General features: G+C 44.2%; 25 protein-coding genes. 10 read left to right on the forward strand and 15 right to left on the reverse strand.

The window, feature by feature from the left end; all coding sequences use genetic code 11:
- Window positions 1-7: 7 nt before the first annotated feature.
- The 13 genes from AB8613_RS17410 to puuE form a co-directional block, all read right to left on the reverse strand.
- A complete protein-coding gene (locus AB8613_RS17410) occupies window positions 8-388 on the reverse strand; it encodes a carboxymuconolactone decarboxylase family protein (RefSeq protein ID WP_017083073.1) in 381 nt (126 codons plus the stop codon).
- 60 nt (window positions 389-448) lie between these two features.
- Entirely contained in the window at window positions 449-805 is a 357-nt protein-coding gene (locus AB8613_RS17415; protein ID WP_102511294.1) for a MerR family transcriptional regulator, read from the reverse strand.
- 36 nt (window positions 806-841) lie between these two features.
- Window positions 842-1,360 carry a hypothetical protein gene (locus AB8613_RS17420; protein WP_048669456.1) on the reverse strand — a complete coding sequence of 173 codons (519 nt, stop codon included), beginning with the start codon at window positions 1,358-1,360 and terminating at the stop codon, window positions 842-844.
- Between the two features lie 248 nt (window positions 1,361-1,608).
- Window positions 1,609-2,079, reverse strand: a complete 471-nt coding sequence (locus tag AB8613_RS17425; protein WP_102450568.1) for a GNAT family N-acetyltransferase — start codon at window positions 2,077-2,079, stop codon at window positions 1,609-1,611.
- A 76-nt stretch (window positions 2,080-2,155) separates the two neighbouring features.
- Window positions 2,156-2,629 carry a GrpB family protein gene (locus AB8613_RS17430; protein WP_372385359.1) on the reverse strand — a complete coding sequence of 158 codons (474 nt, stop codon included), beginning with the start codon at window positions 2,627-2,629 and terminating at the stop codon, window positions 2,156-2,158.
- Between the two features lie 16 nt (window positions 2,630-2,645).
- Window positions 2,646-2,885, reverse strand: a complete 240-nt coding sequence (locus tag AB8613_RS17435) for a hypothetical protein (protein WP_017069070.1) — start codon at window positions 2,883-2,885, stop codon at window positions 2,646-2,648.
- A 96-nt stretch (window positions 2,886-2,981) separates the two neighbouring features.
- Window positions 2,982-3,578 carry a DJ-1/PfpI family protein gene (locus tag AB8613_RS17440; protein ID WP_102504008.1) on the reverse strand — a complete coding sequence of 199 codons (597 nt, stop codon included), beginning with the start codon at window positions 3,576-3,578 and terminating at the stop codon, window positions 2,982-2,984.
- A gap of 83 nt (window positions 3,579-3,661) precedes the next feature.
- Window positions 3,662-4,543 carry a hypothetical protein gene (locus tag AB8613_RS17445; RefSeq protein ID WP_372385361.1) on the reverse strand — a complete coding sequence of 294 codons (882 nt, stop codon included), beginning with the start codon at window positions 4,541-4,543 and terminating at the stop codon, window positions 3,662-3,664.
- 254 nt (window positions 4,544-4,797) lie between these two features.
- Window positions 4,798-6,117 carry a urate hydroxylase PuuD gene (locus AB8613_RS17450; protein WP_102463055.1) on the reverse strand — a complete coding sequence of 440 codons (1,320 nt, stop codon included), beginning with the start codon at window positions 6,115-6,117 and terminating at the stop codon, window positions 4,798-4,800.
- A gap of 14 nt (window positions 6,118-6,131) precedes the next feature.
- Window positions 6,132-6,692, reverse strand: a complete 561-nt coding sequence (locus AB8613_RS17455) for an ureidoglycolate lyase (RefSeq protein ID WP_004732859.1) — start codon at window positions 6,690-6,692, stop codon at window positions 6,132-6,134.
- Between the two features lie 15 nt (window positions 6,693-6,707).
- Window positions 6,708-7,694: an allantoicase gene (alc, locus tag AB8613_RS17460; RefSeq protein ID WP_372385362.1), complete on the reverse strand. Its 987-nt coding sequence runs from the start codon at window positions 7,692-7,694 to the stop codon at window positions 6,708-6,710.
- Window positions 7,695-7,817: 123 nt separating this feature from the next.
- Window positions 7,818-8,333, reverse strand: a complete 516-nt coding sequence (uraD, locus tag AB8613_RS17465; RefSeq protein WP_372385363.1) for a 2-oxo-4-hydroxy-4-carboxy-5-ureidoimidazoline decarboxylase — start codon at window positions 8,331-8,333, stop codon at window positions 7,818-7,820.
- A 23-nt stretch (window positions 8,334-8,356) separates the two neighbouring features.
- Window positions 8,357-9,277: an allantoinase PuuE gene (gene puuE, locus AB8613_RS17470; protein WP_108082567.1), complete on the reverse strand. Its 921-nt coding sequence runs from the start codon at window positions 9,275-9,277 to the stop codon at window positions 8,357-8,359.
- A 411-nt stretch (window positions 9,278-9,688) separates the two neighbouring features.
- Between puuE and uraH the strand changes: the two genes are divergently transcribed.
- The 4 genes from uraH (at window position 9,689) to AB8613_RS17490 (ending at window position 14,891) form a co-directional block, all read left to right on the forward strand.
- The gene (uraH, locus tag AB8613_RS17475) at window positions 9,689-10,042 is read left to right on the forward strand and encodes a hydroxyisourate hydrolase (protein ID WP_055319165.1); all 354 of its coding nucleotides are present in this window, start codon (window positions 9,689-9,691) and stop codon (window positions 10,040-10,042) included.
- A 259-nt stretch (window positions 10,043-10,301) separates the two neighbouring features.
- Window positions 10,302-11,645 (forward strand): NCS2 family permease, encoded by a 1,344-nt coding sequence (locus tag AB8613_RS17480; RefSeq protein WP_332409439.1) that lies wholly within the window; start codon window positions 10,302-10,304, stop codon window positions 11,643-11,645.
- 222 nt (window positions 11,646-11,867) lie between these two features.
- Window positions 11,868-13,319 (forward strand): solute carrier family 23 protein, encoded by a 1,452-nt coding sequence (locus tag AB8613_RS17485; protein ID WP_372385364.1) that lies wholly within the window; start codon window positions 11,868-11,870, stop codon window positions 13,317-13,319.
- Between the two features lie 210 nt (window positions 13,320-13,529).
- The gene (locus AB8613_RS17490; protein WP_372385366.1) at window positions 13,530-14,891 is read left to right on the forward strand and encodes an 8-oxoguanine deaminase; all 1,362 of its coding nucleotides are present in this window, start codon (window positions 13,530-13,532) and stop codon (window positions 14,889-14,891) included.
- Between the two features lie 92 nt (window positions 14,892-14,983).
- Here the strand turns inward: AB8613_RS17490 and AB8613_RS17495 are convergent, their stop codons facing one another.
- Window positions 14,984-16,420 (reverse strand): amidohydrolase, encoded by a 1,437-nt coding sequence (locus AB8613_RS17495; protein WP_372385367.1) that lies wholly within the window; start codon window positions 16,418-16,420, stop codon window positions 14,984-14,986.
- A gap of 309 nt (window positions 16,421-16,729) precedes the next feature.
- Window positions 16,730-18,220: a UxaA family hydrolase gene (locus tag AB8613_RS17500; RefSeq protein WP_372385368.1), complete on the reverse strand. Its 1,491-nt coding sequence runs from the start codon at window positions 18,218-18,220 to the stop codon at window positions 16,730-16,732.
- Between the two features lie 311 nt (window positions 18,221-18,531).
- On the opposite strand from AB8613_RS17500, the gene AB8613_RS17505 reads away from it, so the two are divergent.
- The 6 genes from AB8613_RS17505 to AB8613_RS17530 are packed head-to-tail and all read left to right on the forward strand — an operon-like array spanning window position 18,532 to window position 24,470.
- A complete protein-coding gene (locus AB8613_RS17505) occupies window positions 18,532-19,965 on the forward strand; it encodes a tagaturonate reductase (protein WP_372385370.1) in 1,434 nt (477 codons plus the stop codon).
- Between the two features lie 44 nt (window positions 19,966-20,009).
- Window positions 20,010-21,002: a C4-dicarboxylate TRAP transporter substrate-binding protein gene (locus AB8613_RS17510; protein ID WP_060980989.1), complete on the forward strand. Its 993-nt coding sequence runs from the start codon at window positions 20,010-20,012 to the stop codon at window positions 21,000-21,002.
- 52 nt (window positions 21,003-21,054) lie between these two features.
- Complete coding sequence (locus AB8613_RS17515) at window positions 21,055-21,585, forward strand: TRAP transporter small permease (RefSeq protein WP_372385372.1); 531 nt, start codon at window positions 21,055-21,057, stop codon at window positions 21,583-21,585.
- Between the two features lie 2 nt (window positions 21,586-21,587).
- Window positions 21,588-22,874, forward strand: coding sequence for a TRAP transporter large permease (locus tag AB8613_RS17520; protein WP_060980987.1), 1,287 nt, complete (start codon window positions 21,588-21,590; stop codon window positions 22,872-22,874).
- 10 nt (window positions 22,875-22,884) lie between these two features.
- A complete protein-coding gene (locus tag AB8613_RS17525) occupies window positions 22,885-23,844 on the forward strand; it encodes a sugar kinase (RefSeq protein ID WP_372385374.1) in 960 nt (319 codons plus the stop codon).
- Entirely contained in the window at window positions 23,841-24,470 is a 630-nt protein-coding gene (locus tag AB8613_RS17530; RefSeq protein WP_372385376.1) for a bifunctional 4-hydroxy-2-oxoglutarate aldolase/2-dehydro-3-deoxy-phosphogluconate aldolase, read from the forward strand. The genes AB8613_RS17525 and AB8613_RS17530 overlap by 4 nt, the downstream gene beginning before the upstream one ends.
- Window positions 24,471-24,480 lie beyond the last annotated feature (10 nt).

Here is a 24,480-nt window from a genome sequence, read left to right on the forward strand (position 1 = left end):
ATTTATCTCAAGCTGTGCCTCTCTCCGCAAGCACCTCTTTAAATGCGAACATGCCATTTAACGCAGCTGGGAACCCCGCATACACCGACATCTGCAGTATCACTTCTTTAATCTCTTCCTCGCTGCATCCAACATTGAGTGCCGCATTCAAATGCACCTTAAGCTGAGGGGCACAATTACCGAGTGCGGTAAGGGCAGCGACGGTCGCGATCTCTCGTGATTTCAAATCCAAACCGGGGCGTGAATAGATATCACCAAAAGGATACTCGATAGTATATTTGGCAAGATCAGGGCAGATGTCTTGCAGGCTTTCGATAACCTGTTGCCCTGCTTCCCCGTCGATGTGATTAAGCCTTTCTAAGCCAATGTCGAAACGTGATTGATTCATGAGTTTGTTCCTGTATTTATAGTTCACAGGAACACCTTACAAGTTAGAGTCGACTCTAAGTCAACGGACTTTTCCATCTCGATACAAACTAATTTTTTGCTCTAGCGCAGCCAGATGCTTTTGCTGTTCTTCGATATGGGAACGCAAATTCTGTTGATGTTGTTCGAGCAACACTTGGCGCTGCGAAGTCGATTCTGGCCCTAACTCCCTTAGCTTTGCGTATTCCAGAATTTCGTCCAGTGGCATTGCGGTGTCTTTTAAGCGCTTCACGAACTCAATCCAGGTAACGTCCTTCGATGTATAGACTCGATGACCGCTACTGTTCCGATGAACATTTTTCAACAAGCCGATTTTTTCATAGTAGCGAAGCGTGTGAGCCGACAAACCCACCAACCGAGAAAACTCACTCACATTCATTACTTCACCTTTTCTATCTGGGTATAGGAACTCAAACTATGCGCACTTATCTAATTTGAGCTCTGCGGTCACTTTCGTCAAACGTAAAGCAATAGCAAAACACACTAAGTAAGGACTCACATACCAGAAGATGCTTTCTAGCGGCTGCTTCACCTGCGCTTCTCTGGTTTTTATGTATTGGTTTTTCTGCTTCTCATACTGACTCAACATACCATCCACCCACACGGCGTCGCTTTCCACCAGCGACACGCTCGGCGCAGGGACCGTAAAATCCGATGCATTCGGTAACAAGGTGAAATCGACATCTTTGAACGTGATCGCCGTATTCAGATACCACAAACACGCTTCATGGTGCTGAGCGTGATTATCTAAAGATGGTTGACCTGTGCAGGTATCACTTCGCAGCTTATCCAAAGAAAACTGCTGAACCGACTCTAAAATCGCCACCGCTCTGGTTTGTTCTGTTTCAACCCAATCACCCGCTACTTTCGCACGAATCTCAGACACTGCACCCAGCATCCCGATACCCGCCAAGAACGGCCATAAATAATCCATAAGCTTCCACTTGCGTCGGCTCAAGTTGAACCCACACCAAATAGGAAGATGAAAAAGGAGCGTTAGCCCAAGCGATAGCAAAACGAAATTCAAGGAGCTAGAGAGCATGAGTTCGCTATCAAAGAAGTTCTTCATAATGAGAGACTTGCCTGTATAACAAAGAGAAATTTGATACTAAATTCGATATTTGAAAAGAGTGTAAGGGGAAAGTAAAAACAGTACTAAGAATTGGCGTTAGTGCTGTTTATTTAAGCAAGTAACGGTTTTTCCATCGGGATGCAGTCGAGGCTAATACCTCTAGGAGAGTGATAAGTGGAAAGTTCATCACCAATAAAGCCACACGCACGATAAAACGCAGCGGCATTCAGAGTCGATTCTAACTTCATTAACGGCAAATTGTGTTGAATCGCGAGTTCCTCTAAGAACTGCAACATCTGCTTCGCTGCGCCTTTTCCGGAAAAATCTGGGTCCACAAAAATAGCATCAATCATACCAGTTTCGATGTTGATCTTGCCGCTGCCAATCACTCGACCATCAACTTCTGAAACGTGAAAGGTTTGGACTACATCGCTTATGAATCCATCAGACATTCCACCCTGCGTCCATATTGACAGCTGTTCTTCTGAGTAATAAGCCGAGCACTTCTCGACAATGGCACGGCTTCGAATATCGAAAATATCCTGAGCATCAGACTCAGCCGCTTTTCTAATTGTAATCATAAGCCTACCTCAAGGAATCAATGGAAAATGTAAAGCCAGTCTGTGTCACTAACCCAATCTATCACAAGACGACTTGCTATTTCACCGCCAGCACATGCTCGATAAAGTCAGACTTCTTTTCACGGTACTCTTCTTGCGGCCAACCTTCGCAAGACATTTTGAGGGTGTTGTATTGCTGAACTAATGCCGGATTCGCACGTAGCTTGTCACGAAACCTTAGAAAGCATTCGAACTCAGAACCACTGGCGACCACTTGCAAGGCCACATCATCCCCTAATGTAGACTCCAACATACACAGTTCCGGCGTTCTTAAGGTATCGAGTTTCTCTGTAAAGCCGAGTGTTGTGAGTCTCTCTATTACATCCTCAAGTTCGCCAAGCTCAACACCTACGAAGATATCCAAATCGCCTTTAGACACGGCAAAAGGAATAGAAGATGCGCCTACATGCTCAACTCTCGCATTAGGGATTAGCTTTTTGATGTCACGTTCGTATCGGACAAACAGCTCGTTGCAAGCTGATTGGTATTGCTCCGCGGGGTAAAGTTTCATATATCCTTACTCCGAATCACAAACTATTGAACACACCAATTGCTAACAGAAACAATACGATGCTAATAGCTCCAATATAAGAGATTCTGGTTCGCTCTTTTTCAGTTGGAATCAATGGGGGGAAGCGCCCTAATGTGAATACTTTACAGACTATCCAGCCAGCTCCGTAACCAATGAACTCAATCAATATCGACTGAAACATATACCTAAAGAATGAGCTCAATGCCCTAAAATACGCGACTATCAAGTCTTCCATTTTTTGTCCTAACTAAAGTCAATTTGGACTAAAAATGCCATGGGTAGAGATTCATATCAAGAACCTTATACAGGACTGCGCACGCAATGAATCAGTTTAAACGTAAGTACTTACTATCGACATGCAATGATTCACAGAGTCTTCTTTCTCACCAACAGGCGCAACATAGTGAATTGCAGCTTCGGCATGTTCTTGGTCTGCGAGCTTACAGATAACCCATGCAGCTAAGTATTTGGACGACAAGCAGCCACCCGCTGTAGCAATGTTACCTTCCGCATAAAACGGTTGGTCCAATATGGTCACACCGGATTCAATTACCCATGGCTTCGTTGTTAAATCAGTACAGGCTGGAACTTGATTCAGTAACCCCAATACCGACATCAATAAAGTCCCTGAGCATTGACCACCAATCAATTGTGTTTGTGGATTAAGGTTTAACCTTGAGAGTAATTTATCATCTTGGGCGACATCGCGGGTCAACATGCCACTACCAAACAACACCGCATCAGCTGTATTCGCGAACTCTAAAGGCTGTTGAGATTTAATTGTGACTCCATTCATTGAAGTCACTGATTCTGTAGGGCTAGTAATCTGCACATTCCAACCAAACTCTTTCATTCGATTCAAAATACCCGATGCGATGAAAGAATCTAGCTCGTTAAATCCATCAAATGTTAGTACGGCAATATCCATATTTGTCTTTTCCTTAAACCCTATTTAATAGCTCAGACACTGTGATTAAAACTACATACAACTCATTTTTGATTATATCTAACTCACTTTTCGAACCGAATCGCTGAGTAATCTATTGACCTACGATGCTTTAATTGGAGATGACCGTACACCTCAAACCACTCAAGAGATAACACATGCTTTTCACCACCTTCCAAATGTAGTTCGCAACGATACCGTTCAAAATTCGTGTCATTGACCAAACTTTGCCACTTAGTCAAATATCTTTCACGGCCATCACGAACAATTGAATCGGATAACTCACGATTCAACATGTGCTTTTGAGAAATCGCGTATACGAAACCGTCGATAATTTCTGAGAGTTCTAGCTTAATATCATGTGATAATTTTTTCTTTGGGACACCAGCTTTAACTAGGTCATCGTAATCGTAAAAAATACTGAAATGAGCAGTGCGACTTGATGTTCCGTGATCGTAGCGAACACCAGTAGTAAAAGTTCTTACAGGTAAAGCGCTATGTTGGCTATGTCCTCTCAAGTCGCAGCCAACTACGTAATGAATATTTGAGTCGTAAATATCCTGACGTTGTGATTCGACAGCAACTCTAGCAGCTTCGTCATTCGTAATCTCAAATGCAAAACATCGCTTCTTCCGTTCATTAAAATGCCAATCAAGATATAACTTACTTAAGTTGAACAAGTTAAAAGCCAAACTATTCAAAGAGCTACGAATTTCATGGTTTAGTACATAGTCAGCAAACGGGGTTGAAATAGACCTTAAATTCCAATAATTAACTTTATTTTTGAAGTCCCAATATGCTTCAATTATTTGGTCATAAATAATTTCTAGATCTAAAGCTTTGACTAGCAAAGAACGTATCTCTTGATAATTCTCCGCATCAGAATCTGATACGTCAAAAACTCGGTGCTCTGCTGTTTCAGTATTAAATACAACGATATTTTTCATAACTCTCTCAACTGATCTTGAACATCAACACTCTGCCCGACTAGACAGGAACAACCAACAGCACACTTTAATTCACATATGCACCTAGAGTCACCAACTGAATGATAATTCTGCATTTCTTTTGTCCAAAAACAAAAAGCCCCGGTTATAGGAACCGGGGAAACAGGGTGGGATGAGTTTGGTGCGTGCCCGAAACCAAACTCTCCCCAAGCCTCACCTAAGACTCATGCTCTTAGGTAAAGGATTTCACATGATTATTGAAGCGTCGCGCCTTGCTCTACCCAAGTTCCGATGAGTGCGCGTTCTTCGTCGGTCATTTGAGTCATGTTGCCGAGCGGCATCACCTTGGTTGTTACGGTTTGAGCAACAATCCTTGGGACGTTGGCTTTAATCTCTTCTGGAGTATCAAACATCACACCGGCTGGCGCAGCAGCAAAAGCAGCGTGGCTCGGGGTTGAAGAGTGACACACAGAACAGCGCTCTTGAATGACCTTGTTGATGGTTTCAAAGCTGACTCCTGCGCTAGCGGTTTGAGCTGCGTGGTCTGCTGGTAAAGCTAGAGCATCAGTTGTAGTTGAAGCAGTATCGATTGAAGCAGCCTCTTCTACCGTCGATTCAGTCGCGCTTACTTGCACTTCTTGAACCACTGGCGCCTGTACAACTGGAGTCATCTGTTTTTTCGCGTAAGGTGAAGTCACAAACGCAAGCGTGATCATACCCAATGCAGCTACTGGCACTGTCCATGCAAACTTCTGACTACCATGACGCGTGTTGAAGTAGTGACGCACCAAGATACTGAAGATCGCTAGCCCAGCAAGAATCAGCCAGTTGTATTCCGAGCCATAAGTACTTGGGAAGTGGTTACTGATCATGATGAACAGCACTGGCAGGGTCATGTAGTTGTTGTGACGAGAACGCAGTAGACCTTTCGCTGGCAATGCCGGATCCGGTTCGCGCTTCTCTTCAATCGCTTTCACCAAGTTACGCTGTGCAGGCATGATAACGCGGAATACGTTACCCACCATGATGGTACCAATGATTGCACCCACATGAATGTAAGCACCACGGCCACTGAACACTTGAGTTAGGCCATATGTCGCAGCGACGAGCAGCACAAACAGCACAACGCCAAGCAACACGGGGGTTTTACCTAATGGTGAGTCACACAGTAAGTCGTAGATAAACCAGCCGGCAACGAATGAACCAATACCAATCGCGATTGCCGTTGTTGAATCAAGGCCAGAGCCCGGTGCAATCAGGTAAATCTCCGCGTTGAGGTAGTAAACCACACCCAGTAGACACACACCGGTGATCCACGTGAAGTAAGCTTCCCATTTAAACCAGTGCAGGTGCTCTGGCATCTCTGGTGGCGCAAGTTTGTATTTTTCTAGGTGATAAATACCACCGCCGTGAATTGCCCATAAGTCGCCTGAAAGGCCCGTTTTTGGGTTTACTCGGTTAAGGTTGTTCTCTAACCAAACAAAGTAAAATGATGCGCCTATCCACGCAACACCAACAATCATGTGAGCCCAGCGTATTGCTAAATTCAACCATTCTGTAATATGCGGATCCATAATAAACTCCTGTATCACAACGCTTTAGCTAAACGTTGCTCTTCCTTATTGTCGTCCGTTGGCAAGTCGTCCAAATGCAATGCCACTCGGTCGCTGTCGAAATAAACTTCGTCACAGTTATGCCCTTCGCCGCCTCTATCGACGATCAAGAACTGGTCTTGATCGGTGAGGGCGAGAACTGGGTGATGCCACACCCCTTTGTGATAGTTCACTCCTTGACGGCCGTTGCTCAAGAAAGCTCGGCTATTGGCTAATGTTGGATCGTCGCCTTTTGGCGCAACAACAATTAAATAGGGTTGACCAAGTAATGGAATGAATGCCTGAGAGCCAAGTGGATGACGCTCTAACATTTTGATGGTTAGTGGGTAGCTCAACGGTGTGGCTTGGAAGATGCTGATGATGGCTTCTCCGTCTTGGTCTTGCACATCCGTTGTCGCTAGCTTGTGGTAGCGACGTGTTGATCCACTGTTGATCATGAAGAAATCACTATTATCGGACTCGATAACATCGCCAAACTCTGCAAAAGCCTGCTTGGTTAACGGTTCGATGGATAAACGACGTATTCCATTACTCATATCTGATTTCCTTACCTATTTCGCCTTCGTACCAAATAGACGCAAACGGCTGATACCACCATCTGGGAATATGTTTGCACGTACGTGGGTAATCGCACCAAGGTCATTAACCTCAGAAATGAATTCGTGAATTTCGTGCGCTTGCAGCTTTTGTGCAGGCAACAGTTCACGCCAGAATAGGCTTTGTGTTTCTACTTGGTCGTCGGTACCGCCTTTCACATAAGCCGCTTGGATTGAGCAGCTGTCTGGGTAGTTACCTTTGAAGTGAGCCGTATCCACAACGATACGTTCGATGTTGCCTGGGTGGCCTAATGCCACGATTACCCAATCATTACCCGGCGTACGACGACGCGCTGTTTCCCAGCCATCACCCATGTTTTCACCACGGCCTGGGCCTAAGATGTTAGCTTTGTTGCCGTAGTGCTCGTCGCTACATGCCAGTGCTCGGCCACCGTGTTCAACCGATGCTAGGTCGACTTGTTGTTGAGAATCTATCGCGTCCCAATCAACACTCGGTCGGCCATAAACACGTAAGCGAGCGACACCGCCGTCTGGGTAGATGTTCAAACGTAGGTGAGTAAATACTTGGTCGCTTTCAATCTCTTCAAGATGATGATGATCACCTTGTAGTGCCATTGAAGGCAGAATTTCTTGCCACTCTGTTGAGTCAGTTGGCTCACCTTGTGGTGAATAACACGCGTCAATTGATGCCGAAGGTGGGAAGTTACCTGTGAAGAATGAGGTATCAATATCAACGCCAGCAATGGTGCCAGCTAGGCCAAGGCGAACGACACAGTAGTCGTAACCTTCGCCGCGTTTGCGTCTGCTTTCCCAACCGTCCATCCACTTGCCGTTGTCGTCGTATAAGTCGTCTTTCCACTCTGGCGCTGCGTGGCTGAGTAGACGGCTTTTATCCGCGAAAAAATCGTCTGTTGCGAAGATAGCTTCTGCGCCGAGTTTTTCGTCTGCAAGGTTTATGTACTGTTCAAATTTATGGGTCATGTCCGTGTAATCCTATGAAATTAATCAAGTAATAATAAAATGAGAACTTAGTGGCTTATGTTTTTACAAATCAAACCTTTAGCGCACTAAGACTGGGCTGAGATAGCTGTTAACTCCGTTAACTTACATATCCCAGAGACGAAACATCGCGATCTTGTTGATCTCTTGAATCGCCGTAGCAAACTCAGTTTCACTATCATTTCCTAATCGCATCTCGAACGACTCAAGAATTTGGTAACGATTGGCTCCCTTCACCGCCATGATAAAAGGGAAATTGAAGCGACTTTTGTAGCTGTTGTTGTAAGAAGTGAATTTTTCAAATTCTTTGGCGCTGCATTGGTCGATGCCCGCCCCCGCTTGTTCTTTGGTCGACGACTCGGTGAGTTCGCCGTTTACTGCTGCTCTGCCCGCTAAATCCGGGTGAGCGTTGATCAAAGCCAACTGTTTGCCTTGATCGGCATTTAACAAGGTCGATGCCATTTTTAGATGAAGATTCTCAATATGATCATCTTCGGCATTCAAACCTTGGTCATACACCGCTTCAGCAACCCATGGGCTGTGTTCGTAAACATCAGCAAAGTGCACGATAAAGGTATCGCGGCTCATGGTTGTTGGTTGGCAAGATCGAAATTCAGTCACGTTAAGCCTCCTTGCTGTTCGTTCTAATTTTGTTGTCCGTTGTATGGGTGATGTTGGTGCCAGTGGTTCGCGATATCGATTCGACGACATAGCCACACGCTGTCGTGCTGTTTAACGTAATCTAGGAAACGTCTTAACGCAGCAATACGACCAGGGCGACCAATCAGCCGACAGTGCAACCCAACCGACATCATTTTCGGTGCTGTTTCGCCTTCCATATAAAGGGTGTCAAAAGTGTCTTTTAGATACTGGAAGAACTGTTCACCTGAGTTGAAACCTTGCGCGGTAGAAAAACGCATGTCGTTCACATCGAGTGTGTAAGGGATCACCAATTGAGGGTGACCCGTTTCGGTATGCCAATAAGGCAGGTCATCATCGTAGGCATCTGAGTCATAAAGAAAGCCGCCTTCTTCTGCAACCAAACGACGAGTATTTGGGCCCGTTCGGCCTGTGTACCAGCCTTGTGGGCGTTGCCCAGTCACTTGCTGGATGATCTCAATCGCTTTGGTCATGTGATCACGCTCTTCAGACTCATCAATGTATTGATAGTCTATCCAGCGGTAACCGTGGCTACAGATTTCATGCCCCGCTTCGACCATGGCTTTGGCAACGTCCGGGTGACGTTCAATGGCCATAGCGACCGCAAATACAGTCAGTGGGATTTCATATTCATCGAACAAGCGAAGAACACGCCATACACCCACACGGCTACCATATTCATAGATCGATTCCATGCTGATGTGACGTTCGCCTTTGATCGGTTGTGCTGACGGGATCTCTGAAAGAAAGGCTTCAGACTCGTCGTCTCCATGTAACAAACAACGCTCACCGCCCTCTTCATAGTTCAATACAAAAGAAACCGCGACGCGCGCATTACCTGGCCATTGAGGGTTTGGAGGGTTAGCTCCGTAACCGATCAAATTTCTTGAATAATCCTTATTCATCCAAGTACTCCTAACATAAGTGGTTGGCTTAGCCGCTCTTTAAGTGAGTCACCAAATGATTCAATCAAATGGATTCTCGATAAACAGAGCAACCTTACCCCTGTACATTTATTGTATACAATTATTTATCTCAATGTAAAGATTTTGTTATTCAAGTTAAATTTAGGCGATCTAATCATTTAAAAACAAAAGCTTAAGAAAATATAAATTCACTAAAAAACGATAATAAAGATCTATAAAGTCAGAAAAAACGACACGGAGGTTAACATTTTTCCAACAATTAGCTTTACTAATTGTGTACAGTTCGTACATAGTTAGTGATAACAAAGTGACCAGTTGCATTCTTTGCAAGGTCGAAACAGACAGATAAACCACGGAACAGAGGAGCGCTAAAAGCGCTATTAAGGGACTATGGGAAGACTAACAACACACGTATTAGACACTACTCACGGCTTACCAGGTGCAGAGATCAAGGTAGAGCTTTATAAGGTCAATGAAGACTCAACAGAAAAGCTGGCGACGGTACTCACCAACTCCGATGGCCGAACCGATGCGCCGATTCTGGCAGGGAATGATTTCCGACCGGGGAAATATCAATTGGTGTTCTACGTTGCGGATTACTACAAAAGCAAAGGTGTAGAATTGGATGGTGTGCCCTTCTTAGATGATGTGGTGATTCGTTTTGGCTTAGATGACCCAGAAGCGCATTATCATGTCCCTCTTCTCGTCTCGCCTTACAGTTTCTCAACCTATCGGGGCAGTTAGTCCTGTGACCTAGAACTTCGAACTAGGCTCAACCGACAAATATTAAACAGATTAGTGCGTGCATCCAAAATGATGCGCGCTCATTAAACACGCTCATATAAAAATACTAACAACGTTAATAGTTAGAGATTAATAGCTAGAAAACAGATGGTTAGAAACTGATAACTAAAGAAATAGCGGCTAGGAAAAACCTTAAAACTTAATATTGAAATCTCGCTGTATTCAATAAATGGATCACAACAGAAAAGGACTTGCTGACATGAGTGAGAGTAAAACAGAAATACTCAACCAAGATGCGAACAACGGAATTTTAGAGAAGTTTTTTAAAATTAAGGCACACGGCAGTAGTGTAAAAAATGAGTTAATCGGTGGTGTCACCACTTTCGCAACCATGGCTTACATCATCTTCGTTAACCCACAAATAATGGCCGCTTCAGGCATGGATTCAGGTGCGGTATTCGTCGCAACCTGTATTGGTGCTGCGATCGGTTGCTTGCTAATGGGGTTATTTGCGAACTGGCCTGTCGGCCTTGCGCCGGGCATGGGCTTGAACGCCTTCTTCTCGTTCACTGTAGTAAGCGAAATGGGCTACAGCTGGGAAGTGGCACTGGGTGCCGTGTTTATCTCTGGTATCTTGTTCGTCGGAATGAGCTTCTACAAAGTCCGCCAATGGATAATTGAAAGTATCCCAGTGAGTCTGCGTTATTCCATGACAGCGGGTGTTGGTTTATTCCTGGGCCTGATTGGTCTGAAAACAGCAGGTATTGTCGTCGAAAACCCAGCAACTTTGGTTTCATTAGGTGACTTCACCAAACCTGAAGCTCTACTTGCAGCTATCGCATTCCTTATCATCGCAGTTCTGAGTGAACGCAAGGTATTTGGTGCAGTGTTAATCGGTATTTTGAGTGTAACTCTGGTCGGCATGATGCTTGGCCTCGTTCACTACAACGGTTTCTTCGCAGCCCCACCAAGTTTAGCGCCTACGTTCCTAAAGATGGATATTATGGGTGCGCTTGATGTTTCGATGATCAGCGTTATCTTGGCTTTCCTTTTTGTAAACATGTTCGATACCGCGGGTACTTTGATGGGCGTGGCTGAGCGTGCAAACCTAACTAACCCTGAAACGGGTAAGATCGAAGGTCTGAGCAAAGCACTGAAAGCCGATAGTATCTCAAGTGTTGCAGGTGCATGTGTGGGTTGTCCACCTGTCACCAGTTACGTAGAAAGTGCTGCAGGTGTTGCAGCCGGTGCTCGAACAGGCCTATCTGCGATTGTAGTTGGCGCTTTGTTCTTAGCGGCGATTTTCCTATCACCTCTTGCAGGTATGATCCCAGCTTACGCCACCTCCGGCGCGTTGATTTACGTAGCGTTTGTGATGATGAGCAGCATGCAGCACGTTGATTGGAAAGATTTCACCAACGGTGCACCCGCAGCGATTACCGCTTTGATGATGCCACTGACGTTCTCTATCGCGAATGGTATCGCACTGGGTTTCATTACCTACACAGTACTTAAGCTGGCGACAGGTAAAACAAAAGACGTATCAATTTCGATGTACTTCCTAGCGGCTATCTTCGTTGCCAAGCTGGTATTCATCGGATAATCAACACAGCAACATGATTTATTGCTTGGCTCATTCATGAGCCAAGCTACTGACACACAATCTACCGACAAAATTGCTAAGAAAGCTAATTGTATTAATACGCGGAACGCAGATGCATTCCGTCCCTTTAATGCACCTTTTTTATGACCCTACGCAGTTTGTAGAAGTCATTATTTGACCGCCAATCGCCTGTAAACGGAAACGCAGGCAGAGGAATATCAAATGAAACTTCTGTACACCCTAAATGAAAGACCGCCTCACGGCTTAACCTTCCTACTCGCATTGCAGCACATGCTCGCCTCGATTGGTGGCATTGTCGCTGTTCCCCTTATTGTCGGCGCTTCCATTGGCCTACCCAACACAGAGATCGTCTCACTGATCAATGCAGCTCTATTGGCATCCGGTATTGTGACCGTTGCTCAGTGTCTTGGCTTTGGCCCTGTCGGCATTCGACTGCCCGTGGTTATGGGTTCGAGCTTCGCCTTTTTAGGTGTCGCTATCTCAATCGGTAACGAAGGTGGCGTCGCCGCTATCATGGGCTCGGCGCTTATCGGCTCGTTTGTCGTAATTGGTGCCAGCTTCTATATGGACAAGGTTCGGAAGCTGTTCCCAACCGTGGTAAGTGGTGTTGTGGTTACCCTAATCGGCTTAACCATTTTACCGGTTGCCATGAATTGGGTCGGAGACTCCCCAGCCAATACGGAACAATTCGCCACGCTACCTAAACTGTTCCTAGCCCTTGTCTCACTGGGTATTGTGGTTGGTGTATCGGTTTACTGTAAAGGCGCGGTTGCTGCCTCTGCTATCGTGATTGGTTTAGCGGGAGGTTACATTGTGGCGCTATCGCTCGGCATGGTAGACCTTGAGCAGATCAGCTCTGCCGCTTGGGTTGGTGGCCCTGAACCTTTCAAATATGGCTTTACCTTTTCTGCAAGTGCCATCATCAGCATGAGCTTGGTATACATAGTGGTTATCGCTGAAGCAACGGGCGACTTCATGGCACTGGGCAACAACTGCCAAACCAAAGTTAGTGGTAAAGATCTAAAACGTGGATTACTAGGTGATGGCCTTGGTAGTACGCTCTCTTCAATTCTAACGGCGATGCCATTGGCATCATTCAGCCAAAACGTTGGTATTGTCGGTATCACAGGTGTTGCAAGTCGCTATGTCGTAGCAGCAACAGGTGGTTTGCTAATTTTAGGCGGTTTATTCCCGAAATTAGCTGCTATTGCCGTCACCATTCCTAAACCTGTTTTGGGTGGTGTGGGTTTCGTGATGTTCGGTATGATCGCCTACGCGGGTATCCGCATGTTGATCAAAGCCGCAGACACCAAACGTAACGCTTTGGTAATCTGTGTTGGTTTGGCGTCTGGTTTAGCTGTTACCTTCGAACCGAGATTGCTTCAACATTTACCTCATGACCTAGCGAACTTTCTTCACTCTGGCATCACGACCGGTACTATCATGACCGTGCTGCTAAACCTTGTGTTACCAAAATCTTCACGAGCAGAAGAGCAAGAAGCACTAGCCGAAAGCCAAGCACAAGTTGAGCTAGAAATGAAAGAGCAAGCTGAAGAAGCAATGGCGTCAGACGAGCAATTAGAGACTCAACAGGCAAGTACAGAAGCCAATGTTCAAGCAGCATCAGAAAATCCTGAGCCCAAAGCGAACTAACTAGCTAAGTCTCGAACTAATTAAGTCTGGAACTAGCTAAGTCTCGAGCTAACTAATTCACTGACTAACGTAAACCGATTTCCACAGAATCAGGGTCGAATTAGAACATTGAAAGTTTTAACGCCCCTGATTCGAATTTATCTTGCAACTATAAATACCAATAAAGACCCTCTTCCCTGAAAAGGCTGAGATGGCTAAGGACTACTATGAATGGAAACCATCTGGATTAAGAATCCTCTCGCAATCTACACGGGCTCAAATGCCGATGCAGAAGGCGGCATTGTCATAAAAGGTAATAAAGTCATTGAACTGGTTGGTAAACACAAAGAACCAACCTTACCCGTAGATTACAGCGTAGACGCCTCTCGTCATGTTGTGACTCCTGGGCTTATCAATGCGCACCACCACTTCTATCAAACTCTAACGCGTGCCTACCCCGGCGCACTCAATAAGGAACTCTTCCATTGGCTGCAAAGCCTCTATCCTGTGTGGGCAAACCTCGATTCTGAAATGATGAGCCTAGCCACAGAACTGGCTCTGGTGGAATTAATGATGTCGGGTTGTACTACAGCTTCCGATCACCATTACTTATTACCAAACGGGCTTGAGCACGCCATCGACTTACAAATTGAAGCTGCCGAGAAGCTGGGTGTAAGGGCAATTTTCACTCGCGGTTCTATGAGCCTAGGGGAAGATGAAGGTGGACTACCTCCACGACACACCATTCAAACCGAACAAACCATCATTGATGACAGCCAACGCTTGATTCGTGATTACCACCAGCGTGATGAAGGGGCGATGATTCAAATCGCACTCGCGCCTTGTTCGCCGTTCTCTGTCACCACAGATCTGATGAAGGAAACCGCTAAGATAAGTGAGCGTGAGAACGTAATGATGCACACGCACTTATGTGAAACACTTGATGAAGAAGACTTCTGTATTGAGAAGTTTGGCCTGCGCCCTGTGGATTACCTAGAGGATGTGGGTTGGTTAAACGAACGCACTTGGCTTGCTCATGGCATTCACTTCAATCCAGAAGAGATCAAACGTTTAGGTAAAGCGGGAATCGGTATTAGCCACTGCCCTACCTCCAATATGATGTTGGCTTCCGGTATTTGTAAGAACAACGACCTTGAAGCCGCTGGCGTAAAAGTGGGGCTTGGTGTGGACGGTTCCGCCTCAAACGATGGCTCCAATATGATTGCCGAAGTACGCATGGCGATGTATCTACAACGCCTGCAATATGGTTCCGCCAATGTTTCACACTTTGATGCATTACGCTGGGCAACTTCAGGCTCTGCTGCCGCTATGGGACGAACTGATATTGGTACGCTCGAAGTTGGCAAACAAGCCGACATCGCGATGTTCAAGCTTGATGACATTCGCTTCTCTGGCAGCCACGACCCACTCGCCGCACTATTGCTTTGTGGTGCTCAACAAGCAGATAAAGTGATGGTTGCAGGTAAGTGGCGCGTCAACGATGGCGCTGTGATTGGCGTAGACATGGAGCAACTGATGCACCGCCACCATGCGGCAGCCATGAAGTTAGGTAAGCTGGCGATGAATAATTAAAGTTCGTGTATTTTGAGCTTATCTAAACAAGAAAGGCCGACATATTGTCGGCCTTATTCATTCTGTTCGATTACTAAAGTCAGGTTTAAGTCCTAATCCATCAAGCTCTTCGACTTAATCGCTTTCTTAGACAGTTCTTTCGCGAACTCAGTAATGTCGGCTTCAAACTGATCAACGCTTTGGCGGATGTCATCCAGCTGAACCGTCTGCATCACGCGGTTTTCCATTACGATTTGGCCGTTAACAATCGTCGTGTCGATGTTGCTCGGGTTCGCTTGATAAACCAAGGTTGCGTATGGGTCGTAGCTTGGCATCATGTTCGCTGATTGTGTTTCGACAATCACGATGTCTGCTTTTTTACCGACTTCCAGAGAACCAATTTGGTCTTCCATGTGTAAGGCTTTAGCGCCACCTAAGGTTGCCATCTCAATAACCTGTTCAGGAATCATGATGGTGCGATCTGAGTGCTTCAAGCGTTGCATGTTCGCTGCATAGCTTAGGGTGCGCATGATATCGACTTGGTTTGAACTCATTGGGCCATCTGTTCCCAAACCTACTCGCATGTCGGCACGGTACATATCCCATGCTGGTGCGATGCCGGTTGCACCTTTAGCGTTCGCCATTGGGTTGTATGAGATCCCTGCATCAGCTTGCTTTAGAAGCTTTTGATCGTTCTCTGAAAGGTGGATACCGTGAGCAATGACTACACGCTCGTCCAGCACACCAATTTCATTCATGTATTCGACTGGCGACGTGGCCTTAGTTTCATCTTTGATGCGCTTCTCTTCATTTGGGAATTCAGCAACGTGAATTAACACCGGCACATCATATTGAGCAGACAGTTTGTTGATTTCTTGAAGCTTGTCTTTGCTCACTGTGTACACCGCGTGTGGTGCGTAAGCAGGTGTAATCAGCTCGTCGTTTTGGTACTGCTCAATGAAGCCTTTGGCATAATCGATACCGCCATAAGGTTCTTTAGCGTCTACCACAGGGAACTTAATCACGGTCTCGCCGAGCACCGCACGCAGGCCAACTTCTTTGGTCGCTTTTGCCATTTCATCCATGTGGTAATACATGTCGGCATAAGTCGTGACACCACTTTGTGCCAACTCGATACTGCCTAGCTTGGTCGCGTTATAAATCAGTTCACGGCTTAGCTTTTTGGCTTCAAGCGGGAAAAAGTAAGCGAACAATCGGTTGGAAATACCCTCTTCGCCTAAACCGCGAAACGCAATCATAGGAAGGTGGTTGTGAGCATTGACCATACCTGGCATAACAATACCGTCTTGAGCATCAATCACCTTTTCAGCGCGATATTGAGTAATCAAGTTCTCATTACCCACCGCGATGATCTGGTCGTTTTTCACGACAACAACACCATCTTCAATCACATCCATTTCAGAGTTGATAGTCAGGACTTGTCCATTAGTGATAATCAGATCGGCGTTGTATGTTTGAGTTGCCACTGTCGAACCACAGCCAGCCAGTAAAACTGCGCTAATGGTGCATGCCAAGCTTTTAAGCGTCATTGCTAAACCTATATGTTGTGCGTGTAATATTGTTAGGAGCTTCACTTTGTTGCTCTTAGCTATTCCTTCTTGAGAACAACAGTGCCGCAAATTTTCGCGACACTATACCCTTATCTTTAAATGAAATGGCATACCTAATCGAGCCAGATTCAAGATAAATAGGTAATTGCACAACAGGTCACAGAAATGCCTGTTCGCCATAAACCTATGAGCCTAATTCCCATGAACCTTTTACTGTAAACACGCATAAAAAAGGCATCTCTCGATGCCATTAATTTGTCGATGCTAGATTTATGAAAAAGCGACCGATTACAAAGTCACTCCAGACTTAAAAATAGCTAACTCTCTGATTTCATTTCGTTCATTATTTGTCTTGCCACCACTAGCAATTGCTTCGACACAGTCAATGAATTGCTCTAGAAGGATATTCATCGATGTGTTTTCTACTAGTGCGCCAGCATTGAAATCAATCCAATGCGGTTTTTTAAGTGCTAGTTCAGAGTTTGTTGATACTTTCACTGTTGGAACAAAGCCTCCATAAGGTGTTCCTCGTCCCGTAGTAAAAAGAACCAAATGGCAACCACTCGCAGCAAGAGCTGAAGTGGCTACAGCATCATTTCCCGGAGCACTCAGAAGATTTAGCCCTGGTATAGATAGTGTATCCGCATAATTCAAAACATCGACTACAGGGCTACTACCCGCTTTTTGAGTACAGCCCATAGATTTGTCTTCCAACGTCGAGATACCACCTTTTTTATTGCCTGGTGATGGGTTCTCATAAATCGGTTGGTTATGGTCTATAAAATACTGTTTGAAGCCATTTATCATACCAACTGCTTTATCAAAGGTTTTTCTATCAATGCAGCGCTCAAACAGCAAGTGTTCAGCTCCAAACATTTCAGGCACCTCAGTCAGTACTGAAGTGCCTCCTAACCCGATAAGGTAGTCAGAAAAACGTCCTAGCATGGGGTTAGCCGTTATACCAGAAAGTCCATCTGAGCCTCCACACTCTAAGCCCACCTTCAACCGACCAAAGCTAATAGGTGTACGAGTATCCAGTTGAACGCTTTGATAAATAGATTCCAAATGGTTAACTGCTACTTCGATTTCGTCCTGTTCATTTTGAGCAATCATATACTGAACACGACTTTCATCAATGTCACCTACAAGCTCTTTAAAAGGACCGACTTGGTTATTCTCACAACCTAAGCCAATAACTAGCACTCCACCTGCATTTGGATGTTGAACCATGTTGGCCAGTATTTGACGAGTATTTTCATGGTCGTCGCCCAATTGAGAGCACCCGTAATTATGAGGAAATAAATGGACTCCATCACAACGTAATTCTGGATGATTTCGACGAAAGCGTTCAATAGCTTGTTTGGCTATACCATTAACACAACCAACTGTAGGTATAACCCAAATTTCATTACGTATTGCTACATCGCCATTATCTCGCTCATAACCTTGAAAGAATCGTTCTTCAATTGACGACGCTAACAAGTGAGGAAAACTCGGCGTATAAATATAGGTGTCTGTATCTGATAATTTGGTCGTCATATTATGAGTGTGAATCCACTCACCAACATCAATATCAGTCGAGGCAACTCCTATAGAGCTCCCATATTTAATGATATCTTCACCAGTGCCAATAGGTCTTAATGCCAACTTGCTACCACGGTCAACATCTTGAATTACGATGAGCTCTTGGCCGTCAATATTAAACTTGTCACCAGACTGAAGAGGTTGCAAACAAACTACAATATTGTCTTTTGAATTGATTTTGATGATTTTTTTCATGGGTATCCCAGTTAAGTGATTCCCGTCCGACTCATTTAGTTTACACATGAAGTTGTATTTTAATCAAATTAAAAACAGTCAAATTCTATCTACAACATATATCCACTGACTATTTCGAGAGTAATTACGCTATTTTTCTTTTAATACTGATTTTTTCAGAAATAAAAAACAGATAAAAAACAGATAAAAATGATCACTTACACGTTTGAGAATATTTTTAACTGTTTGAACGATACCTTCCCATAAACTCAATTCCAACTTCGATAACACCTGTCCGACACACAGAACTACCTATCGATTAGGGATATAAAATGACACAACTTAATAGAGATGTTTTCGCTACGCCTTCCTACCCTGAAAAAATCATTCAGTTCGGAGAAGGTAACTTTCTACGCGCTTTCATTGATTGGCAATTCGACTTGCTCAATGAGCATACTGATTTCAATTCTGGCATAACCATTGTTAGGCCTATTGATGCGAGTCACCCGAAACTTGATACCCAGCATGGGTTATATACGGCACTTATCCGAGGAATTAATGAGCAAGGAGAAAATGTTTCTCAACCAAGAGTTATTAGCTCTGTCAACCGTGAACTACTAGCCTATGGTGAGTATGAAGAAGTATTACGTGTAGCTGAAAACCCAGAACTCGAATGGGTTGTATCCAACACTACAGAGGCAGGTATTGTCTATAACGCGCAGGATACTCTTGATGCCTTCCCTCCTGCTAGCTTTCCTGCAAAGCTAACCCAGTTTCTTTATCACCGTTACCAACACTTTAATGGGTGTAACAACAAAGGCCTTATTCATCTACCTTGTGAATTGATAGATGCGAATGGAGATAAACTAAAAGAGATCGTCCTCAAATATGCAAACATTTGGGATCTCGAACCTGAGTTTTCTAAGTGGATTTCGACTTCAAACACATTTTGCTCAACCCTAGTTGATAGAATTGTCACCGGCAACCCAAAAGAAGAAATTGAAACGATTGAATCTGAATTGGGTTACAAAGATAACTTTATTGTTGCCGCTGAATATTACTACTTATTCGTAATTCAAGGCCCTAGCTGGCTTCAAGAAAAACTAAGACTGAGCGAATGCGGGCTTAATATTAAAATCGTTGACGACATCAAACCCTACAAAGAACGCAAAGTTGGAATACTAAATGGGGCTCACACAGCGATGGTTCCCGCGGCTTACCTAAGTGGCTTAAATACCGTGAGTGAGGCAATGGAAGATCAAGATATCTTAAACTATCTCGATTGCTTACTGGACCATGAAATTATCCCATCGTTAGACATGAGCGAACAAGATTTAATGTCATTTAAAGATAGCGTTCTCGACCGATTTAGAAATCCCTATATAAAGCACTATCTTATTTCTATTTCGTTGAATTCAATGACTAAATTCAAAACTCGCCTACTTCCACAACTTATCACATATACAAAATCAACGGGCACAGCTCCAAAATACCTAAGCTTTAGCCTTGCTGCCTTGTATTGTTTTTATTTAGGAAAGCGAGGCGATGAAGATATTCCATTAAGTGATGACCGACACCTACTTGAACCTTTCGTGGCATGGCGCGATACCAAAAGCGGCCACGCACATAACGTAAAGCAGTTTTTAGCGATGGAGCATCACTGGGATTGCGATCTGACTCAGTTACCTAATCTTGAATACTTAGTTGTAACTTACGTCGAACAGATCCGAAACCTAGGTTTAAAAGGCGCAATGAAGCAGCTGTAAACCTCTGAGCAATATTAATTATAAATATAAAGGACGACTTACTTATGAACACCCTACAAACTCAACTTAAAAACATAACTGCAGCTGTTAGTTTAACTTTAGCTGTTAGCTTCGGTGCTAGCGCAGCAACAGAAGTAATGATTGCCTACGGTAACCAGCCAGGTGAACCTATCGACAAAGCGATGCAATACTGGGCAGAGCAAGTAAATGAAAAATCTAATGGTGAAATTCAGTTCCGTCTATTCCCTTCTAGCCAATTAGGAAGTGAAACTGAAGTTATGGAGCAAGCCAAGTTTGGAGCAAACATTATTACGATTAGCTCTTATGGCTACTTAATGGATACCGTTCCTGATCTGGGTATTATAAACGCCCCGTATTTATCTCAGTCGTTTGAGAAAAAATCAAAGCTACTTCATACAGAGTGGTTCCAAGGCTTAAATAACGAACTATCTGATAAAGGCTTAAAAATTGTTGTACCCGACGTAGTCTACGGTACTCGCCACTTACTTTCTAAAGGGTCAGTAACATCACCAGATGACCTCAAAGGCGTGAAAGTTCGTGTTCAACACTCACGTTTGTTCGTTGCAACAGTAAAAGCAATGGGGGGCGTACCAACTCCGATGTCACTAGCTGATGTTTACCCAGGTTTATCACAAGGCGTAATTGAAGGCGTAGAAAACCCTGCGGTAGTACTGCAGGGCGGTAAGTTCTACGAAGTCGTTAAAAACCTAAATTTAACGGCTCACACCAAACATATGTCTCCTTTTGTCGCGGGCAGTATGTTCTGGAACCAACTATCTGAAAAAGAACAAAAAATCATTTTGGAAACCAGTCGTGACATGGTGAGCTATGGCGCTACTCTTATTGCTGAAAGCGAACAGGAAGCCATTGACCAACTAAAATCTGAAGGTGTTGCGGTAAATGAAGTAGATATTCAAGCGTTCGAAGAATCTGCACGAAAAGTGGTTCAGGCTGAATTCCCTGAGTGGTCCCCAAATTTATACAAAAACGTTCAAGATAAGCTAGCGCAGCTATAAGTTTCTTAGGGCTCTGTCGGGAGCCCATTTTTTATAGTTTCTGGAGTACATAATGGAAACTCAAGTTTCGTTGAATCAGCACAATACACCTGAAAAAAATAAGTTGATGATGGTTTTGGATAGGGTCAGTCAGCTTGATACGATCATCGCTGCCAGCTTTTTGTCCATAATTGTTTTATTGATGAGCTATGGTGTCGTTACTCGTTATGTCTTAAATTCACCCAGCTCTTGGGTAGAGGAAGTATGTTTAGCACTATTTGTTTGGATGACATTTATGGGTGCAAGTGCCCTGATGAGAACAGATGAAGTTGTACGTATCGACTTCCTTGTCCGAAAAATCCCAGCGACTGCAGCTAATATTCTTGACAACTTGATCCGCCCTTTACTCGTCATATTTGCATTAGGATTTATGGTTTATTGGGGTTGGAAGTTATTGCCTTTTTCTCAAGTCCGATTTACCCCTGCACTTAAAATTCCTTATATCTATATCTACGCAGCGGTACCTGTGAGTGGCACGTTTATGCTTTATCACCAATTTAAGCACCTATATTCATTCTTTGCTTCTCGCAACAAGGAAGACTAATCATGTCCGTCATTTTGCCGATATCCGCATTGTTATTTTTATTTACACTTGGAATCCCAGTCGCATTCTGCATTTTTATAGCCACGCTAGCTTACTTTTTGATTAATGATCATTTACCCATGATGATGTTAGTTCAGCGTCTAGCCGGAGGCTTAGAGTCAGTAACCTTACTTGCGATTCCGTTTTTTGTTATGGCTGGTGTTTTCATGAACCACTCAGGCATAAGTCAACGACTTCTAAAATTTTCTGAAGTTCTAACTGGACACATGAACGGAGGACTAGCACAGGTTAATGTTGTTCTCAGTACTTTAATGGGAGGTTTATCTGGTTCCAACATTGCAGACGCCGCTATGAGCTCAAAGCTCCTCGTCCCGCAGATGGTTGCTCGTGGCTACAGCGCTTCTTTTTCTTCAGCAGTAACGGCCGCTTCTTCGCTTATTACGCCGATTATTCCACCAGGTATCGCACTTATTATTTATGGTTACGTAAATAATGTATCCATAGGAAAGCTCTTTCTTGCAGGCGTTGTTCCCGGAATCATGCTGTGTGTAATGATGATGACGTTAGTCGCCTTTATTGCTAAAAAACGGAATTATGCCCCTCTTAGAGAAAAACGAGCGTCTACAAAAGAGATAGTATTGTCAGCCAAAGATGCTTTTTTAGCCCTACTGTTGCCTGTCATCATTATTGGTGGAATTCGCTTTGGAGTATTCACGCCAACAGAAGCTGGTGCAGCAGCTGTAATCTACGCATTAGTTTTAGGAATGTTTGTCTATAAACAAATGAATAGTAAGTTGTTGTGGGATGCAACAAAAGAGTCTGTTCTCGCATCGGCTAACGTGCTCTTAATTATTTGTGTAGCCGTTGGTTTCTCGAAGTTCCTAACGTGGGAGCGTGTCCCCCAAGATCTAGCAACCTGGTTAACTGGTGCAGTAGAAAGCCCACTAGCCTTCTTATTATTGGTCAATATCTTCTTGCTCATCATTGGGATGTTCCTAGAAGGGAACGCCGTCATGATTGTCTTAGCTCCGCTACTCGCCCCCGTTGCTCAATCATACGGTATTGACCCTGTACATTTTGGTATCATTTTTATTTTCAATAGTGCGATCGGTACCATTACACCGCCTTTAGGAACAGTGATGTTTACTACCTGTTCGATAACAAAGGTACCTATTGAAGATTTCGTCAAAGAAGTGATGCCTTTTTGGACGTTGTTAGTTATCGCACTGATTATGATCACCTATATTCCAGTAATTTCTATTGGCCTTCCTAATTTAGTCTTTGGGTAAGGAGTAAGTAATGCAAGCAAAGAATATAGCTATTATCGGCGAGTGTATGATTGAGCTTAGTGGTACTCCTTTTGGCGAAATGAGACAAAGTTTTGGAGGCGATACTTTAAACGCTGCGATCTACTTAAAACGTATGAGCCATGAACAAGTTAATACCTATTACGTAACAGCTATAGGCGATGACAAACTCAGTAGCATGATGAGAGCCTGTTGGTCAGATGAAGGTATTAATACCTCTTTAGTGGCTGTTGATAACAAGCATTCGACAGGTCTATATATGATTCATGTTGATAATGAAGGTGAGCGCAGCTTTCAATATTGGCGCTCTCAATCAGCTGCTAAATATCTGCTGAAACACCCTATGTTTTCATCGATAAATAGGCAATTAGTAGACTGCGACCTCATTTTTCTTAGTGGTATCTCCTTAGCTATTTTATCTACAACAGATCGTAATGCTTTAATGCAACTGCTGGCTGAATATAGAGACCGCGGCATAGAAATAGCATTTGATAGCAACTACCGGCCTGCGTTATGGGATAGCTTGGCAGCCGCTCAGAGTGCTTACCAAGCTATGCTTTTCGCTTGCGATATAGCTTTGGTGACGTTCGATGATGAGCAGCAGATATGGGCAGATAAAACACCACAAGACACTTTAGCTAGATTGAGGAAGCTCGGTGTAAAAAAAGCGATTGTGAAGCTCGGTGAAAGTGGCTGTCTCTGTCAAGAGTTCAGCCAACAAGAAGAACCTGAACACATCGAAGCATTCACTGTTAACCATATCGTAGACACAACATCTGCGGGTGACTCTTTCAATGGCGCTTTTCTTGCTCTTTATACAAACGGAAAAACACTTGCTAGCTGCTGTATGGCAGGAAATTTACTTGCTAGCCATGTAATCCAACATAAAGGGGCTGTGGTCTCAAAGAACATCACTCAGCCTATTTACGAATCAATCAAGGAACTATTATGACCTCTCTAAACTCTGTATTAGCCGACTTAAAAGTCATCCCTGTTATCGCAATTGATAAAGCAGAGGACATTCTTCCTTTAGGCAAAGTACTAGCAGAAAATGGTTTACCTGTCGCTGAAATCACTTTTCGCTCCGACGCTGCGGTAGAAGCGATTCGTCTACTCAGAGAAGCACAACCTGATATGTTGATTGGGGCGGGCACCATACTAACTCGAGAACAAGTAATCGCGGCCAAAGAAGCTGGCGCAACATTTATTGTCAGCCCTGGCTTTAACCCGAATACAGTAAAAGCTTGCCAAGACCTCGATATTCCAATTATCCCCGGGGTGAATAGCCCAAGCACGGTAGAAGCGGCTTTAGATATGGGAATTACCACGTTGAAGTTTTTCCCAGCGGAAGCTTCTGGTGGCATCAATATGGTTAAATCTTTACTGGCACCATACGGTGATATTCAGCTGATGCCGACCGGAGGAATCAATACCAGCAACATCAGTCAATACCTCGATATTCCACGAGTGCTATGTTGCGGGGGATCGTGGATGGTCGATAAGACATTAATCAATCAGGGCGAGTGGGATAAAATCGGTCAGCTAACTAGAGAAGCTATCCAACTCGTAAATCAATAAACTCAGTAAA

The sequence above is a fragment of the Vibrio sp. BS-M-Sm-2 genome (genome assembly GCF_041504345.1).
Taxonomy (GTDB): Bacteria; Pseudomonadota; Gammaproteobacteria; order Enterobacterales; family Vibrionaceae; genus Vibrio; species Vibrio satsumensis.

Excerpts from the sequence above, each read along its gene's own strand:
- AB8613_RS17410 (WP_017083073.1), bottom strand. The coding sequence starts at position 388 with ATGAATCAATCACGTTTCGACATTGGCTTAGAAAGGCTTAATCACATC.
- AB8613_RS17415 (WP_102511294.1), bottom strand. The coding sequence starts at position 805 with ATGAATGTGAGTGAGTTTTCTCGGTTGGTGGGTTTGTCGGCTCACACG.
- AB8613_RS17420 (WP_048669456.1), bottom strand. The coding sequence starts at position 1,360 with ATGGATTATTTATGGCCGTTCTTGGCGGGTATCGGGATGCTGGGTGCA.
- AB8613_RS17425 (WP_102450568.1), bottom strand. The coding sequence starts at position 2,079 with ATGATTACAATTAGAAAAGCGGCTGAGTCTGATGCTCAGGATATTTTC.
- AB8613_RS17430 (WP_372385359.1), bottom strand. The coding sequence starts at position 2,629 with ATGAAACTTTACCCCGCGGAGCAATACCAATCAGCTTGCAACGAGCTG.
- AB8613_RS17435 (WP_017069070.1), bottom strand. The coding sequence starts at position 2,885 with ATGGAAGACTTGATAGTCGCGTATTTTAGGGCATTGAGCTCATTCTTT.
- AB8613_RS17440 (WP_102504008.1), bottom strand. The coding sequence starts at position 3,578 with ATGGATATTGCCGTACTAACATTTGATGGATTTAACGAGCTAGATTCT.
- AB8613_RS17445 (WP_372385361.1), bottom strand. The coding sequence starts at position 4,543 with ATGAAAAATATCGTTGTATTTAATACTGAAACAGCAGAGCACCGAGTT.
- AB8613_RS17450 (WP_102463055.1), bottom strand. The coding sequence starts at position 6,117 with ATGGATCCGCATATTACAGAATGGTTGAATTTAGCAATACGCTGGGCT.
- AB8613_RS17455 (WP_004732859.1), bottom strand. The coding sequence starts at position 6,692 with ATGAGTAATGGAATACGTCGTTTATCCATCGAACCGTTAACCAAGCAG.
- alc (WP_372385362.1), bottom strand. The coding sequence starts at position 7,694 with ATGACCCATAAATTTGAACAGTACATAAACCTTGCAGACGAAAAACTC.
- puuE (WP_108082567.1), bottom strand. The coding sequence starts at position 9,277 with ATGAATAAGGATTATTCAAGAAATTTGATCGGTTACGGAGCTAACCCT.
- uraH (WP_055319165.1), top strand. The coding sequence starts at position 9,689 with ATGGGAAGACTAACAACACACGTATTAGACACTACTCACGGCTTACCA.
- AB8613_RS17480 (WP_332409439.1), top strand. The coding sequence starts at position 10,302 with ATGAGTGAGAGTAAAACAGAAATACTCAACCAAGATGCGAACAACGGA.
- AB8613_RS17485 (WP_372385364.1), top strand. The coding sequence starts at position 11,868 with ATGAAACTTCTGTACACCCTAAATGAAAGACCGCCTCACGGCTTAACC.
- AB8613_RS17490 (WP_372385366.1), top strand. The coding sequence starts at position 13,530 with ATGGAAACCATCTGGATTAAGAATCCTCTCGCAATCTACACGGGCTCA.
- AB8613_RS17495 (WP_372385367.1), bottom strand. The coding sequence starts at position 16,420 with ATGACGCTTAAAAGCTTGGCATGCACCATTAGCGCAGTTTTACTGGCT.
- AB8613_RS17500 (WP_372385368.1), bottom strand. The coding sequence starts at position 18,220 with ATGAAAAAAATCATCAAAATCAATTCAAAAGACAATATTGTAGTTTGT.
- AB8613_RS17505 (WP_372385370.1), top strand. The coding sequence starts at position 18,532 with ATGACACAACTTAATAGAGATGTTTTCGCTACGCCTTCCTACCCTGAA.
- AB8613_RS17510 (WP_060980989.1), top strand. The coding sequence starts at position 20,010 with ATGAACACCCTACAAACTCAACTTAAAAACATAACTGCAGCTGTTAGT.
- AB8613_RS17515 (WP_372385372.1), top strand. The coding sequence starts at position 21,055 with ATGGAAACTCAAGTTTCGTTGAATCAGCACAATACACCTGAAAAAAAT.
- AB8613_RS17520 (WP_060980987.1), top strand. The coding sequence starts at position 21,588 with ATGTCCGTCATTTTGCCGATATCCGCATTGTTATTTTTATTTACACTT.
- AB8613_RS17525 (WP_372385374.1), top strand. The coding sequence starts at position 22,885 with ATGCAAGCAAAGAATATAGCTATTATCGGCGAGTGTATGATTGAGCTT.
- AB8613_RS17530 (WP_372385376.1), top strand. The coding sequence starts at position 23,841 with ATGACCTCTCTAAACTCTGTATTAGCCGACTTAAAAGTCATCCCTGTT.